Origin of the sequence: Actinoplanes sp. GCM10030250 (assembly GCF_042666575.1) — a bacterium.
Taxonomy (GTDB): domain Bacteria; phylum Actinomycetota; class Actinomycetes; order Mycobacteriales; family Micromonosporaceae; genus Actinoplanes.
In genome coordinates this window covers 94,078-108,485 of record NZ_JBHTDO010000028.1, presented here as the reverse complement: position 1 = coordinate 108,485, position 14,408 = coordinate 94,078, and the positions used below count along the sequence as shown (strand labels likewise).

12 protein-coding genes and 2 pseudogenes are annotated in these 14,408 nt (G+C 70.7%); 9 read left to right on the top strand and 5 right to left on the bottom strand.

Annotated features, from left to right (window positions below):
* The first annotated feature begins 97 nt into the window (after positions 1-97).
* Genes ACFQV6_RS30525 through ACFQV6_RS30505 form a run of 5 tightly spaced genes read left to right on the top strand, consistent with a single transcriptional unit; the run spans position 98 to position 5,376 of the window.
* On the top strand, positions 98-1,768 hold the full coding sequence (locus ACFQV6_RS30525; protein ID WP_378031080.1) for a protein kinase: 1,671 nt from the start codon (positions 98-100) through the stop codon (positions 1,766-1,768).
* Positions 1,769-1,824: 56 nt separating this feature from the next.
* Entirely contained in the window at positions 1,825-2,529 is a 705-nt protein-coding gene (locus tag ACFQV6_RS30520) for a hypothetical protein (protein WP_378031079.1), read from the top strand.
* A gap of 57 nt (positions 2,530-2,586) precedes the next feature.
* Positions 2,587-3,240, top strand: coding sequence for a LysE family translocator (locus ACFQV6_RS30515; protein WP_378031078.1), 654 nt, complete (start codon positions 2,587-2,589; stop codon positions 3,238-3,240).
* Positions 3,241-3,246: 6 nt separating this feature from the next.
* On the top strand, positions 3,247-3,684 hold the full coding sequence (locus ACFQV6_RS30510; protein WP_378031077.1) for a Fic family protein: 438 nt from the start codon (positions 3,247-3,249) through the stop codon (positions 3,682-3,684).
* A 51-nt stretch (positions 3,685-3,735) separates the two neighbouring features.
* On the top strand, positions 3,736-5,376 hold the full coding sequence (locus ACFQV6_RS30505) for a glycoside hydrolase family 9 protein (protein ID WP_378031076.1): 1,641 nt from the start codon (positions 3,736-3,738) through the stop codon (positions 5,374-5,376).
* Between the two features lie 119 nt (positions 5,377-5,495).
* Here ACFQV6_RS30505 and ACFQV6_RS30500 read toward each other — a convergent pair whose 3' ends face one another.
* Positions 5,496-6,737: a PQQ-dependent sugar dehydrogenase gene (locus tag ACFQV6_RS30500; protein ID WP_378031075.1), complete on the bottom strand. Its 1,242-nt coding sequence runs from the start codon at positions 6,735-6,737 to the stop codon at positions 5,496-5,498.
* 161 nt (positions 6,738-6,898) lie between these two features.
* Here ACFQV6_RS30500 and ACFQV6_RS30495 point away from each other — a divergent pair, with 161 nt between their 5' ends.
* Both ACFQV6_RS30495 and ACFQV6_RS30490 read left to right on the top strand, forming a co-directional pair.
* The gene (locus ACFQV6_RS30495) at positions 6,899-7,888 is read left to right on the top strand and encodes a cation diffusion facilitator family transporter (protein WP_378031074.1); all 990 of its coding nucleotides are present in this window, start codon (positions 6,899-6,901) and stop codon (positions 7,886-7,888) included.
* Positions 7,889-8,057: 169 nt separating this feature from the next.
* Positions 8,058-8,270 (top strand): annotated as a pseudogene (locus ACFQV6_RS30490) (winged helix-turn-helix domain-containing protein); the annotation flags it as partial.
* 90 nt (positions 8,271-8,360) lie between these two features.
* Here ACFQV6_RS30490 and ACFQV6_RS30485 read toward each other — a convergent pair.
* Positions 8,361-8,848 (bottom strand): annotated as a pseudogene (locus ACFQV6_RS30485) (ATP-binding cassette domain-containing protein); the annotation flags it as partial.
* A gap of 15 nt (positions 8,849-8,863) precedes the next feature.
* Complete coding sequence (locus ACFQV6_RS30480) at positions 8,864-9,580, bottom strand: hypothetical protein (protein ID WP_378031073.1); 717 nt, start codon at positions 9,578-9,580, stop codon at positions 8,864-8,866.
* Positions 9,581-10,004: 424 nt separating this feature from the next.
* Between ACFQV6_RS30480 and ACFQV6_RS30475 the strand changes: the two genes are divergently transcribed.
* A complete protein-coding gene (locus tag ACFQV6_RS30475; protein WP_378031072.1) occupies positions 10,005-10,877 on the top strand; it encodes a helix-turn-helix domain-containing protein in 873 nt (290 codons plus the stop codon).
* A 5-nt stretch (positions 10,878-10,882) separates the two neighbouring features.
* On the top strand, positions 10,883-11,296 hold the full coding sequence (locus ACFQV6_RS30470; RefSeq protein ID WP_378031071.1) for an SRPBCC family protein: 414 nt from the start codon (positions 10,883-10,885) through the stop codon (positions 11,294-11,296).
* A 110-nt stretch (positions 11,297-11,406) separates the two neighbouring features.
* Here the strand turns inward: ACFQV6_RS30470 and ACFQV6_RS30465 are convergent, their stop codons facing one another.
* Complete coding sequence (locus tag ACFQV6_RS30465) at positions 11,407-12,453, bottom strand: hypothetical protein (protein ID WP_378031070.1); 1,047 nt, start codon at positions 12,451-12,453, stop codon at positions 11,407-11,409.
* Between the two features lie 269 nt (positions 12,454-12,722).
* The gene (locus tag ACFQV6_RS30460; protein WP_378031069.1) at positions 12,723-14,147 is read right to left on the bottom strand and encodes a family 43 glycosylhydrolase; all 1,425 of its coding nucleotides are present in this window, start codon (positions 14,145-14,147) and stop codon (positions 12,723-12,725) included.
* Positions 14,148-14,408 lie beyond the last annotated feature (261 nt).

The window sequence follows — 14,408 nt, the reverse complement described above, 5'->3', positions numbered from 1 at the left end:
AGCACCCGATGGGCCGATCCCCGGTGGACTCGGCACCTCCACACTGGTCCGGCGCGGCGGGGGCAGGCATCCGCCCCTTGACGGTGGAGTACCGAGCATGAACGGCTGGGAACTGTCCGGCTACACGCCTGTGCGCCCGCTGGGTGCCGGCGCCTCCGGTCATGTCGTGCTCGCCGTTCACAACGAGACGGGTACGCAGGTCGCGATCAAGTATCTGGTGCACAGCCTCGGCGACGACGCCTCGTTCCGGGCGGCCTTCCGCAATGAGGCGCGGCTGCTCGGGGAGGTCGACGACCCGCACGTCTCCCGGCTGTACGAGTACGTCGAGTCCGCCGACGGCGCGGCGATCGTGATGGAGCTGGTCAACGGGGTGTCGCTGCGGCAGATGCTGCGCGAACACGGCCCGACCACCCCCGAGGCGGCGCTGTGTGTGCTGAAGGGGTCGCTCGCCGGGTTGGGCGCGGCGCACCTCCACGGCATCGTGCATCGCGACTACAAGCCGGAGAACGTGCTGGTCACCGGATCCGGATTGAGCAAGCTGGCGGACTTCGGCATCGCGACCCCGGTCGGAGCGGGCGTCGGCACCGTCGTCACCGGCACTCCGCGGTACATGGCACCCGAGCAGTGGACGGGTGTCCCGGTGACACCGGCCTGCGACATCTACGCTGCCACGGCCACGTTCTTCGAATGCCTCACCGGGAATCCGCCGTACGACGGGCAGAACCTGTTCGCCCTGCACGAGCAGCACGCCAACGCGCCCATCCCGACGGATCCGGCCCCGCCCGCGGTGCACGACCTGCTGCGCCGGGGCATGGCCAAACTGCCCGCCGACCGGCCGCAGCACGCGCTCGTCTTTCTCGATGTCCTGGAGCGGGTGGCCGGCTCGGCGTACGGCCCGGAATGGGAGCGGCGCGGCCTGCGCGACCTGGCGCGCCGGGCCGCCCTGCTCGCCGCGCTGTGGCCGTTCCCGGACGGCGCTGACGGCGCGATGAGCCTGGCCTCGACCCAGGTCGGCGACTCCGAACCCGGCCACCGCGACCGTTTCCGCCTGGGCCGTAAGCAGACCGCCCTGGTCGGCAGCGCCCTGCTGGCAGCGCTGTTGATCGGCGGGGCGGGGTATCGCTACGCGTCCGCCGAATCCCCGGCCACCACGGGTGGAGCGGCGGCTCCGGTTGCCGATCCGGTGGTGGCCACCCCGACCGGCGCGGTCTCCCCCACTGTCTCCGCCGGACCGTCGGTTCCAGCGGCCCCCTCGACGGCCGTATCAACGGCTCCGGGCGGTGCGGCCACGACCACCGTTCCCGCGACGCCGGTGGTGCCCGGCAATTCGCCCAGCTCGTCATCGCCGTCACCCGCCGACGAGCCGCCGGCCCCCAGTAGTCCGGCCGCCAGCCCCTCCCCGTCGCCGCCGGGCGACACGGTCGCGCCCGCCGTGGGCGCCGTCAGCGCCAGCCCGCAGACGCTGGAGTCGGAGAACTGCCAGTACGGGATCCGCACCAGCACCGTCACGGCGACCGTCACCGACGACCGCAGTGGGTCAGCCGCGCTCGACGTCAGTTTCACCTACACCGCCGGCGGGGCCACCTCGACCGTCGCGATGGCCCCGGTCCGTAAGGGTGACCTGTTCCAGGGGACGCTCGGCCCGCTGCCGATGCCGAAGACGTCCACCCGCATCGCCGTCTCCGTCGTCGCCGCCGACACTGCCGGGAACTCTGCCCGGTCCAAGCCGGCGTACGTCAGCCTCGTCAACTACTGCACTCCCGGTTAGGAGCACGCCGTGCTTGCTGCAGCATGGGGGCACGCGCAGGCCGTTGGACGGCCGGCGTGACCCGGCCCGAACCCGCCGACGACCGGGCGATGCCGCCGCCCACCGACCCGTGGGCGACCATCAATCGTCCTGTGCCGACCGTGTTCCTCGGCAACACGGACCCCACCGCTGTGGCCGGGCCGCTCGACCGGACCGTGCACCTGTCCGGGGCGAATCCGACCGTACCGGCCGCACACCAGGACGCGTCGGCGCCGACGGTGCGCGCCCCCGGGGAGATACGTTTCGGGCCCGGCGTGCCGGCGCCGGCCACCACCGCCCCGCAGTGGCCGTCCGCTGCTCCGGCCAAGCGTCCCCGGTGGCGCAGGGCGGTGTCAGTTCTGTCCAGCTTGTTGACACTCGCACTGGTTGTGGTCGTCGGGCTCTACGTGTGGCAGCAATTGCGCCCCCTCGTGGTGGAGAGCGCCACCGTGGCCGTGCCCGAGCCGGCCGGGAACCGCTGCGATGTCACCGTCGACGTGGTCGCCACCGTGCAGACCAACGGCCGCGGCGGCACCATCCGCTATCAGTGGTTCCGCTCGGACGCGGCACCCGGCGCCGTGCTGACCGAACAGGTCGGCAGCGGGCAGCGTACCGCCACCCTCACCCTGCGCTGGACCTTCAGCGGCGTCGGCACCACCACCGAGCGAGCCACCGTCAACATCGTCGAACCGTCCCCGGTTCAGGCCACCACCCCGGTCACGTACCGCTGCGAAGGTCGCTGAGCCGCTGTGTGATCCGGGTCGCTGGCGGCGGCCGGCGCGGTGCATAGGGTCACATCCATGGTCACCCTCAACGCCGTGCTTGGCGTCGCCGCGATCGAGCTGGGCATGGTGCTCATCCCCGGGCCGAACATGATCTACCTGGTCTCGCGGTCGGTGACCCAGGGCCGCCGGGCCGGCCTCATCTCGCTCGCCGGAGTGGCCTGCGGCTTCCTCGTCTATCTGCTCACCGCCACGGCCGGCCTGGCGACGGTCTTCGTCCTGGTGCCCGCGCTGTACACGGCACTGAAGCTGGCCGGCGCGGCGTACCTGCTGTGGCTGGCGTTCCAGGCGGTGCGGCCCGGCGGCATCCCGGTGTTCACACCCACGGCACTCCCGAGGGAACGGTCCCGAAAACTGTTCGCGATGGGCCTTCTCACCAACCTTCTCAATCCCAAAATCGCCATCATGTACGTCTCCCTGCTGCCTCAGTTCGTCGACCCGGCCAGGGGCAGCATCGCCGCGCAGATCTTCACGCTCGGCCTGGTTCAGATCACCATCGCGATCACCGTGAACGGACTGATCGCCATGTCCGCCGGGTCGATCTCCCAGTTTCTCGGCGACCGGCCGGGCTGGCTGAAGGCCCAGCGGTACGTGATGGGCACTGCGCTCGGCGTGATGGCCGTGCGAGTCGCCGCGGACCGGTCACGCGCTGTCGTCACGGCAACCCCATGACCTGCCATGGCGCACCTCGACCTGGTGACCATCCACCCCTGGCGAGACGGCAACGGCCGGACCGCGCGCGCCCTGCACACCCTGATCCTGGCCCGCACCGGAGAACTGGCCGCCGAGTTCTCCTCGATCGAGGAGTGGCTGGGCGAGCAGACCAACACCCTGCAGTACTACGACGCGCTCCAGTCGGCCCAGGGCGGCCACTTCCGACCGGAACGCGACGCCCACGCCTGGCTCAAGTTCGTGTTCACCGCACATCACCGCCAGGCACAGCGGGTGCAACGGCGGTACGAGTGGACCGTACGCATGTGGAATGACCTTGCAGGTCTCGCCGAGCAGCACGGCCACGCGACCGGACGGACCTACACGCTGGCCGGCGCCGCCGCCGCGATCGCCGAAACCGCTGCCGCCGCAGTCCGCGGAGCCGGGCGCGATCCCTACGCATAGGCCGGCAGAGGGGTTTGACAGGGGGCCCACCGGCTGGGAGCGTTCCCAAGCATGTCCAGCGTCGCGGTCAATCAGGTGGGTTACCTACCGTCCGGGCCGAAGCGGGCCACCCTGGTCACCGAAGCCACCGAGGCGCTGCCGTGGCAGCTCGCCGACGGCGCGGGCCGGGTCGTCGCGACCGGCACCACCCACCCGTGCGGCACCGACATCTCCTCCCGGCAGAACGTGCACACCATCGACTTCGGCACGTGCCGCCAGACCGGGCCCGGCTTCACGCTGACCGCGGACGGCGCGATCAGCCGACCATTCGCCATCGACGCGGACCTCTATGCCCCGCTGCGCGCCGACGCGCTGAAGTTCTTCTACTGCCAGCGCAGTGGCATCGAGATCCGCGAGGACCTGCGGCCCGGCTACGGCCGCCCGGCCGGGCATCTCAGCGACAGTGACGTCCCCTGCGGCCCGGGCGCCGGTGACTACCGGCTGGACGTGCGTGGCGGCTGGTACGACGCCGGCGACCAGGGCAAGTACGTGGTCAACGGCGGAATCACGGTGTGGCAGCTCCTGCACGCCTTCGAGCACCGGCGCGGCCTCGACGAGCTGGCGCTCGCCCTGCCGGAGAGCGGCAACGGGATTCCCGACCTGCTCAACGAGGTGCGCTGGGAGCTGGACTTCCTGCTCCGCATGCAGGCGCCGAGCGGCCTGGTGCACCACAAGATGCACGACCAGGGGTGGACCGGCCTGCCGACCCTGCCGCACCTCAACCGACAACCGCGCCACCTGCGGCCGGTGTCCACCGCGGCCACGCTGAACCTGGCCGCCGTGGCGGCCCAGGGCGCGCGGATCTACCGCAGGTACGACGCGGACTACGCCGACCGCCTGCTGGCTGCCGCGCGGACCGCCTATGCGGCGGCCGGGGCCAGCCCGATCCGGTACGCGCCGGTCGAGGACGCCGTGGGCGGCGGCCCGTACAACGACGACGACGTGCGCGACGAGTTCTACTGGGCGGCGGCCGAGCTGCTGCTGACCACCGGCGAGCAGATGTACGCCGACGCGGTGCTGGCGTCACCTTTGCACACCGCGGACGTCTTCGGACCGTACGCGTTCGACTGGGCGGCCACCGCAGCCGCCGCCCGCCTGGACCTGGCCCTGGCCCCCGGCGAGTTGCCCGGTCTCGCCGGCGTGCGCGCCTCGGTGGTCGCCGGCGCGGACAGGTACCTCGCCATCCAGCAGGCCCACCCGTACGCCTTGGCGTACGCCCCGCCGGGCAACCAGTGGGACTGGGGCTCCAACAGCATGGTGCTGAACAACCTGGTGGTGCTGGCCGTGGCGTACGACCTGACCGGCGAGACCCGCTATCGGGACGGCGTCCTGGAGGGCCTGGACTACATCCTCGGCCGCAACGCGCTGAACCTGTCCTACGTGACCGGCTACGGCACCGACTACGCCAAGAACCAGCACAGCCGGTGGTACGCCCACCAGCTCGACCCCAGCCTGCCGCACCCGCCGGACGGAACCCTGGCCGGCGGGCCGAACTCGGGCCTGCAGGACGAGGTGGCGCAGGCCCGGCTGACCGGGCGGGCAGGCCAGTTCTGCTACGTCGACGACATCCAGTCCTGGTCGACGAACGAGCTGGCGATCAACTGGAACGCGCCGCTGGCCTGGATCGCCGCCTTCGCCGCCGACCACGGCTAGGGCGTGGTTCACAAGGGGGGTCGGAGGAGGCGAGGTCCAGGTGTCGTCTGGGTGTGCGGCCAGGCGGCGGCTGGGCCTCTCCGCAGCCCGGCCATCCCTTGTGAACCACGCCCTAGGGTTCAGCGGTTCGCCGCGCTGCCGCTGGGAACCGGCTGGACCCGCTCGAACCGCACCCGGCTCAGATAGCCCGGTAGGTCGCTGAGCACATACAGCTCACCGTGCACGTCGGTGCCGATCGCTGTCGGCTGGGTGGGGAAGTTGCCGATGACGGCGGTCTCGTAGCTGCCGTCGCCCTGGGGCCGCACGGCGTACACGCGGGGCGCGCAGTAGTCGCTCGCGATGTAGGTCCCCCACGCCTCGGGTGTCCGGGATCCTCGGTACACCACGCCACCGATCACCGAGCAGCTCTCGGTGAGGAAGTGTTCGTACTCGAAGACCGGGTCGACGTACCGAACGCCCGGTTTGCATTGCTCCGGGTCGAAGACCGGAGTGCCCTCGCGGCAGGACCAGCCGAGGTTCGCCCCGCCCTGCCAGGGGCGGATGTGGTTGATCTCCTCGACCAGGCCCTGGCCGACGTCACCGATCCACAGCGAGTTGTCGATGTCGATGGAGAACCGCCACGGGTTGCGCAGTCCGTAGAGCCAGATCTCCGGCCGCGCGCCCGGCTTGCGGACGAACGGGTTGCCGGAGGGCACGCAGTAGGGTTTCGCCCCGCAGGCGCGGTTGACGTCGATCCGGACGATCTTGCCGAGCAGGGTGCCGAGGTCCTGGCCGGACTTGTACGGATCGTTCGCGTGGCCGCCGTCGCCGGTGGACCAGTAGAGGTAGCCGTCGCGGCCGAACGCCACCTGCCCGCCGTTGTGGTTACCCCACTCGGCGTGCTCCTGGGTGAGCAGCACCTGCAGTCGCTCGGGTGCGCCGATGGGCAGCCGCGCCAGGGTGAGCTCGCCGGCCGGCAGGCTCGTGTAGGCCACGTAGAGCATCCCGGTGCGCGCGAAGTTCGGCGCGGGCGTGATGCCTAGCAGGCCGCGCTCGTTGTCCGAGGTGTCGATCCGCGCGGTCAGGTCGAGTACCGGCTCGGCCGCCAGGCCGGTGTCGGGGTGGTAGGCGCGGACGGTGCCGTCCTTCTCCGCGATCAGCATCCGCCCGTCCGGCAGGCCGGTGATCGCGATCGGTCGCCGCAGGCCGAAGGCCACCTGTTCGGAGACCACTGTCAGGTCGGCGAGTGGCACCGCACGGCTGCGGGATGTGCCGGCCGCGGGGGTGCCGGCCGCCGGCACCGAGGTCGACAGGAGCGCGGACAGGATCAGAACGAGCAGACCGGCCAGCATGGTGGCCGGCCGACAACGCCGTCGCGACATGGTCTTCACCTCGGGCAGAGTGGAGGACACCAGTGGGAGCGCTCCCACCATACATCGATCTCTGACAATATTTAAGTCCTGACTGTCATCCCCGCGGGATGACGCGGCGACAGGCCCCGGGCGCCTAACGTTCAGGGCTCGGCGCCGTCGAAGGAGGACCGATGGGGAACGGCTTGCCGCCTCCACCCTCCGGCGCCGAGGACGATGCGCAAAAGCGAAAGTCCAACGATCCAACTTCATCGCGTACGCAGATCAGCCCGGCCGCCGAGCGAAGCGCGCTGCGCGTCTCGATGGCCGCGACCACCCTGCTCGCTGTTGTCGGCGTCGTCTGGGGTGTGCTGTCCGGGTCCCAGATCGTGCTGTTCGACGGCGTCTACGCGGTGGTCGGCATCGGCCTGACCGGACTGGCGCTGCACGCCTCACGGCTGATCGCCGGCGGTCCGACCGCGCATTACCCGTACGGTAGAGAGGCTCTCAGCCCGCTGGTCATCGCCCTCCAGGGCGTCGCCCTACTGGCCACCTGCGGCTATGGTTCCGTCGACGCCGCCCTGACCATCGCCGGCGGCGGCAGTGACGTCGTCCCCTCCTCAGCCCTCTGGTACGGAATCCTGTCGCTGCTCGCGGCCGGCGCCGGATGGGCGTGGCTGCGACCGCGAGGCAGGCGCTCCGAGCTGCTCGCCGCCGAGGCCCAGACGTGGCTGCTCAGCGCCGGGCTCAGCATCGGCATGGTCGTCGCGTTCGGCCTGGTGCTGCTGATGAACCGGACCGGGTACGCGCAGTGGGGCCGGTTCGCCGACCCGGTGCTCGTCCTCCTCGCCTCGGCCGCACTGGCACCCGCTCCGGTACGAATGATCCGGAACACGCTGACCGAACTCCTCGAAGGCGCCCCGGACGAGCGCATCCACGAGCCGGTGCGCCGCGCGCTGACCGGCGTCTGCGAGAAGTACGGGCTCACCGAGCCGGTATTGCGCCTGGGCAAGGTCGGCCCGAAGCTGTACGTCGAGGTGGACTTCGTGGTCGCCGGCGAACGCTGGCGGGTCGCCGACGCCGACCGGGTCCGCCACGACCTGCTGGAACGACTCTCGGCGGTGCTCCCGTACGACCTGTGGCTCAACGTGGAACTGACCGGCGACCCGGCGTGGGTCCGGTGAACCACAAAAGCGCATCCGCGTCACCGAAGACAGCCAGGTCCTTGGTGGCCCGCCGGGCAGTTCTTGACGACCACAGGTTACAACCCTGGCCGATCAGAGCGTTGCGGCGCTGCGACCGAACTGGACAGAATCGGGACACAGCGCCTCCGGGCGGGCGAGGAGGTGCGGCGTGGAGTTCCGCATCCTCGGCACCTTCGAGTTGTTCCACGACGGTGAGGTGCGGGCGCTGCCCGCGGCCGGCGAGCTGACGGTGCTGGCACTGCTCGTGCTCAACGCCGGCCGGGTGGTGCCGGCCGGCGCGCTCATCGACGCCTCGTGGGGCGAGCGGCCTCCGGCGCATCCCGCCAACGCACTGCAGATCCGGGTGTCGAAACTGCGGCGGGCGCTGGACGCGGCGGGCGTACCGGGGACTGTGGTGGTCACGCGGCGGCCCGGCTACCTCGTCGAGATGGATCCGGACCTGGTGGACGCGCACCGCTTCGTGCGGTTGGCCGTTGACCGGCTCGTCCAGCATCACCACGGCGGGGTCGCCGAGCAGCGCGGCCGCGATGCCCAGCCGCTGGCCCATGCCCTCGAGAAGCCGCGGGTCCGCTTGCCGGCCAACTGGTCGAGGCCGACCATGCCGAGGACCTCCCGGACCCGTTTCTTGCCGAAGCCGCCGGTTGCGGCGAGGGCGAGCAGGTGGTGGTAGGCGCTGCGACCCGGGTGGAACGCCCTGGCCTCCAGCAGTGCGCCCACCTCACGCAGGGGCGCGGTGTGGTCGGCGTAGCGGCGCCCGTTGACGAGCACCTCGCCGCGGGCCGGGTGATCCAGGCCGAGGATCACCCGCATGGTGGTGGACTTGCCGGCCCCGTTCGGGCCGAGGAACCCCGTCACCACACCCGGTCGTACGGTCACGCTCAGATTGTCGACAGCGGTCGTGTCACCGTACGTCTTGGTCAGGTTCTTGATCTCGATCATGGCTTTGTCCTCAGGTCATGACGGCAGGGAGTCGAGCGGTGTGCGGCGCGCCCGGCTCAGCCGCCGCGTCGTGATGGGCGTGTCCGGTCGGGTCGTGCCGGGCAGGCGCAGGGCGAGAGCGGTGGCCACGGCCGCCAGCGCGAAACCGGCGAGTGCCTGAACGGACGGCAGGACGAAGCCCGACAGCGTGAAGACCGCGACGAACGTGGCGTACGCGATCCCGTGCGCTCGCAGCCGCCTGCTGGTCCGGGCGATCGCCGTGCCCAGCACGATCGCGGACACGATGAGGAAGAACGACGCGGTCAGGGCGGTGGCGAAGAACGCCGGTCCGTACGCGGTGTCGGCGTTGATGGCCGGCATACCGCCGGCGCCGTTGAGATGCGCGCGGCCGATGCCGGGTTGTACGAAGGCGGCGCTGCCGAACGTGGCCGCCAGGAACACGTTCGTGACAGTGGTGAGGACCAGGCCCGCCACGGCCGTGCGAGCGGCGCGCCCGCGCACGAGGAAGACGGTCGCCGCGATGGCGCCGAGGATGGCCAGGGCCGCACCGAAGATGCTGGCGGCGAGGTGGCTGATCAGGAAGACGCCGGTCGTGGTGTAGCGGGCGTAGGCGTCGAAGTCGCTGACCGGCGGCTGGTGGGTGACGGTGCTGAGGCCGAGCAGAACGCCGTAGGCGGGCAGCGCCCAGAGGCCGATGCGGGCGGCTCGGGCCGGGAAAATGTCATCGGACATGGCCATCTCCGTGAGCGGGCCGGCGGCGGGATCCGCCGGGTCCACTCACGGTGCGACGATGCGCTGTCGCAGTCCTGTCGATGCGCTGTCGCGTAATCAGCTCCCGGGCCCGGGGTCGGTTTGCGGGTGAGCAGGTGACGGCGGCAGGGACGGCCAAGCGACGGTAGGCACGCACGCAACGCGACCGTGCGCTTCCATACCCCGTCCCCAGCGACAGCCGGCTCGCACACAACCCGACCGTGCGCTTCTACCCACGCCGGAGCAACAACCAGCTCTCACACAACCTCACCGTGTGCGCCTGCCACCCCTTCAGGGTCGGGGTCCTTGGCGGAACGCATGCGGGCCGGCCCGATCCGGCTGGTCGTGAGCCGGGAGCCGGGAGCCGGGAGCCGGGAGCCGGCCACGGTGATCCAGCTGGACGGGCGTGCTGAGATGGAGCGTGGAGTTCGTCTATCAGACCCGGCATCCGCCTGGGCTCGCCCGCTTCGTGGAGTCGATCTGGTACGCCCGCGGCCGGATCGGCTATCGCCGCGAGCGGATCGCCCCCACCGGCTCCACCGTCGCCGTCGTCGTGCTCGGCGACCCGATCCGGCTGGTGGTCGGCGACGGCCCGGCGTTCGTGGCCCACGAGGGTTTTCTGCTCGGCCCGCACGACCGTCCGGTGATCAATGAGCCCCTCGGTGAGACCCACTGCTTCGGGATAGTCACCACCGCGGTCGGGTGCGGGGCCCTTTTCGGCCTGCGACCGGCCACCGTACGCGGAAAGGTCGTCGATCTCCTGAAGGTCTGGCCGGCGGCGGAGACTCTGCGGCGCGCGCTGCTCGATGACGGCACGCTCGACCTGGTCGAGAAGGCGCTGATGCCCGGCGTGGCCGACCCGTCCCTGCTGCGGTGCGAGGCGGCCGTGCACGCGCTCGAAGCTGACCCGGTGCGGCCGATCGGCGGGCTCGCGGCCGAGTTGGGTGTCTCGCACGGGCACCTCGACCGGGAGTTCACCGCGACCGTCGGGCTCAGCCCGCGGCTGGTGTCGCGAATCCTGCGGTTGCGGGCGCTGCTCGCGCAGGTCGACGTCTACTCGCCGGTGGACTGGCCCGCTCTCGCTGCCGCGTACGGCTGGTTCGACCAGAGCCATTTCATCCGGGACTTCCGGCGGCACACCGGCGTGACGCCTTCCGCGTACGTCACTGCTCAGCGGGCCGCGTACACCCCCGAGCAGGCCGCCCCGGGTTTCGTACCGGAGATGGCCGCCGATGTGAAATCCGTCCAAGACACGGATCGACCCGGCCGGCAACGCTGACTGGCGTGACCACTGCCTTCATCGCTACCGCCACCATCGACCGCCCGGCCGCCCAGGTGTGGGCACGGCTGACCGACTGGCCCGCCGCCACCGCCTGGATGCCCGGCGTGCAGAGCATCCGCGTCAACGGCCAGGAACTGATCTTCCACACCCGCGGCCGGGACCGCACGGGCCGGGTCGAGACCGTCGAACCCGGCCGCACGGTTGTCGTGCACTCTGCCCAGGGCGGCGTGTCCGCCGCGTACACCTACACCTGCGCGCCCGACGGCGACCGGACGAAGGTCACCCTGACCGCCGACTGCCGCGTCGCGGGCATCTGGCGCCCGCTCGCCGGCCTGCTGCGCACCGCGATCCGCCGGACCGACGGTGGACAGCTCGCCGCGCTCAAACGGACGATCGAAGCGAGCGGCGCGGATTGACGGAGGCCGTCGATCGATGGCGGTCGTTGTTCAGGATGGGGCGGATCCGCGCAGGATTGAACGCCAGGCGCGTGACGGTCGCGTGATGACCCACGACACCGCTGACCTGATCACCCCACTTGCGAGCCGTTCACCAGGACTGCTTGTCGTTCGGAGCCTCTGCGCGGCGTGGGCAGCCACCGGACGAGTTCCGCGGTGCGCTTGTTGGAGCCGTACACGAGCAGGGTGAGGAAGACGCCGTAGACGGGCAGGTGGCCGAGCAGTTCGGTCTGGCCGAAGAGCAGCAGCGTCGCGTTGAACGGGATACCGGCGACGAGGACCGCGACCTGGGGCAGGGCTCCGGAGATGACCAGCAGCCCGAACAGCAGCTCGGTGGCGCCGGCGACGCCGATGAACGTGTCGGCCGGCAGGTGGATGCCGGCCAGCCGGAACACGTCGAGTTCGGGGAACAGCCGGATCGTCTCGCGGGCCAGCGCGGGGTTGGCGAGTTTCTCGGCGAAGGCCAGGGTGATCAGCGCCCCGCCCGTGCCCAGGCGCAGGGCCAGCAGGCCGCGACGCAGCGCCGTCCCGGTCGGCTGGACCCGGCCGAAGGTGCCGTCGGACGGGGGCACGAAGGCCAGGAACACGGCGACACCGAGCAGGTCCATCGCGGAGAGCAGGCCGGTCGGGCCGGTGACCAGCATGGCCAGGGGGCCGACCAGGGTCAGCAGGATGGCGGCCGCCTGCAGGCGGATGCCGGTGATGAACCAGACGCCGAGGGCGCCCTCGATCAGGAGTACGACCGGACCGACCCCGAGGTGGGAGACGTCGAGGTCATGGGTGAGGAAATGACCGGACACGGATGCCGCCAGAAGCGAGATGCCCAGGTGGATGGCGAGCAACCGCGGTACGTACGGTACGAGGTCGCCCACTCGGGCCAGGAACGGCAGTTCGGGCGTGGGCAGGAACCGTACGGCGACCACGCGCCAGACGACGGTGGCGGCCACGACCGCGAGGATGAGGGCGAGAGTGATCGGGCGCAACGCGAAGGCCCAGTCGGTGGGGTACGCCTCGGGGCCCGGTACGAACCACTTCTCGTGCGCGTACGCCGGTTGCGGCGCGGCGGCCAGGACACCGGCCACCCCCAGGGGCACCGCGCACCACCTGATCTTTTCCATCGGGGATCACTTCCTCGCGTCGAACCGGCGATCCCGAAGCGGCAAGCGGCTGAGATCTCTTGATCACGACCGTAAGCGGGGCACGGATCACGGTCCCAGTGCTGGACGGGCCCAGCCGGCGGGACCTTCGGCCCGTCCGGCGCGGACCAACGTCACCCGGCCCGGCGGTGCGGCGAATGCGGCAGGGTGCGGCGGGGCGGCGGCGGGGCGGGGCGGAAACGCGTCGGGGCGACGGCAATGCCGTCGCCCCGATCAGTGGTTGCTACAGGTCAGCCCTGCCGCCACAGCTGGGCGGCCGTGCCGTTGCAGGTGTAGAGGGACAGGCGGGCGCCGTTGGCGGCGTTCCACTCGTAGTTGTCCAGGCACATGTTGCCGGCGATGTTGCGCAGGGAGAGCCAGCCGTTGCCGCGGTCCTGGACGGTCCACTGCTGGGCGGTGGAGCCGTTGCAGGGGTTGAGGCCGACGTCGGCGTTCAGCGCGGTGCCGCCGAGGTTGTTCAGGCAGGTGCCGGTGTTGCGGTTGCGGATCTCGTAGTGGGTGGGTGCCTTGTAGTTCAGCTCCCATTGCTGGGCGGTGCCGCCGTTGCAGTCGTAGAGGCGGACCAGGGCGCCCGGTGTGGTGTCGCGGTTGTAGTTGTCGATGCAGCGGTTGCTGTGCTGGCCCCGGATGCCGGGGTTGGTGACGGTGCTGGGGATGGGCTGGCCGAAGAACGGGTCGCCGTTCTCGCGCCAGAGCAGCTGCTGCATGCGGGTGTGCCGGTTCGGGTCGGTCAGGGCGTCCGGGGTGGGGGTGGCGTAGTCGCGGGCGTGGTAGACGAGCATGTCGGTGGTGTTGTCCTCGGCGACGGTGAAGCTGCCGTGGCCGGGGCCGTAGACGCCGTTGGCGGTCTGGAAGACCGGGTTGGGGTGCTTGTACCAGGAGGCGGTGTTGAGCAGGTCGACGTTGTCCCAGGAGGACAGCAGGCCCAGCTTGTAGCGGGAGTCGGTGGCGGAGGCCGAGTAGGCGATGTAGACGCGGCCGTTCTTCACCAGCGGTGACGGGCCCTCCACGACGCCGGCGACGCCCTCCTTCTCCCAGTTGACGGTGGGCCGCGCGATCTCCACGGCGGAGCCGGTGATGGCGGTCGGGCCGCTCATCCGGGCGATGTACATGTGGCTGTTGAAGTTCGTCGACGGGCTGTCCTGGGCCCACACGAAGTAGCGGACGCCCCGGTTGACGAACGACGCCGCGTCGAGCTGGAACGACTCCCAGCCGGTGTTGAACCGCTGCGGCGCGCTCCACGAGCAGGTCATCGGGTTCGCGCAGGTGTTGCGGATCCAATAGAGCCGCTGGTCGAACCGGGCGGTGCCGGGCGAGGCGGAGAAGTACATGTACCAGGCGCCGTCGATGTACTGGATGTCGGGCGCCCAGATCCAGCCGCTGAGGGCGCCGCTGGACGGCGCGACGAAGGCGTTGGCCGTCGCGGCGGTGCCCAGGCCCTGAAGGGTGGTCGCGCGGCGCAGCTCGACGCGCTTGTAATCGGGTACCGAGGCGGTCATGTAGTAATAGCCGTCGGTGTGTTTGTAGATCGCGGTGTCGGCGCGCTGGGAGACGACGGGGTTGCGCACCGAGATGTACTGGGCGGATGCCGGTGCGGCGAACCCGGTCAGCAGCATGACCACGAAGGCCAGCGCGACCGCGAGTTGACGGCGCATGCGATCACTTCCTTGGGGTGGGGACGGGGGTGGGGGTGGGTAGCGGTGTGATCGTTAACATGCACGTCGATGCACCGTCACGTCAAGGACATCGATGGACACGGGCACCCCGGCGCTCCCCGTGCGCGCCGCCCGCGTCGGCCCGGCGCAACCGCATCAGCGCATGTCAACAAAGAATTCAGGCTGCCGGTCCTCATTCGGCGATCACAAATGTTTCCGTTACGACGTATCGGAGCGCCGGTAAACCGCGAGCCGAATAGT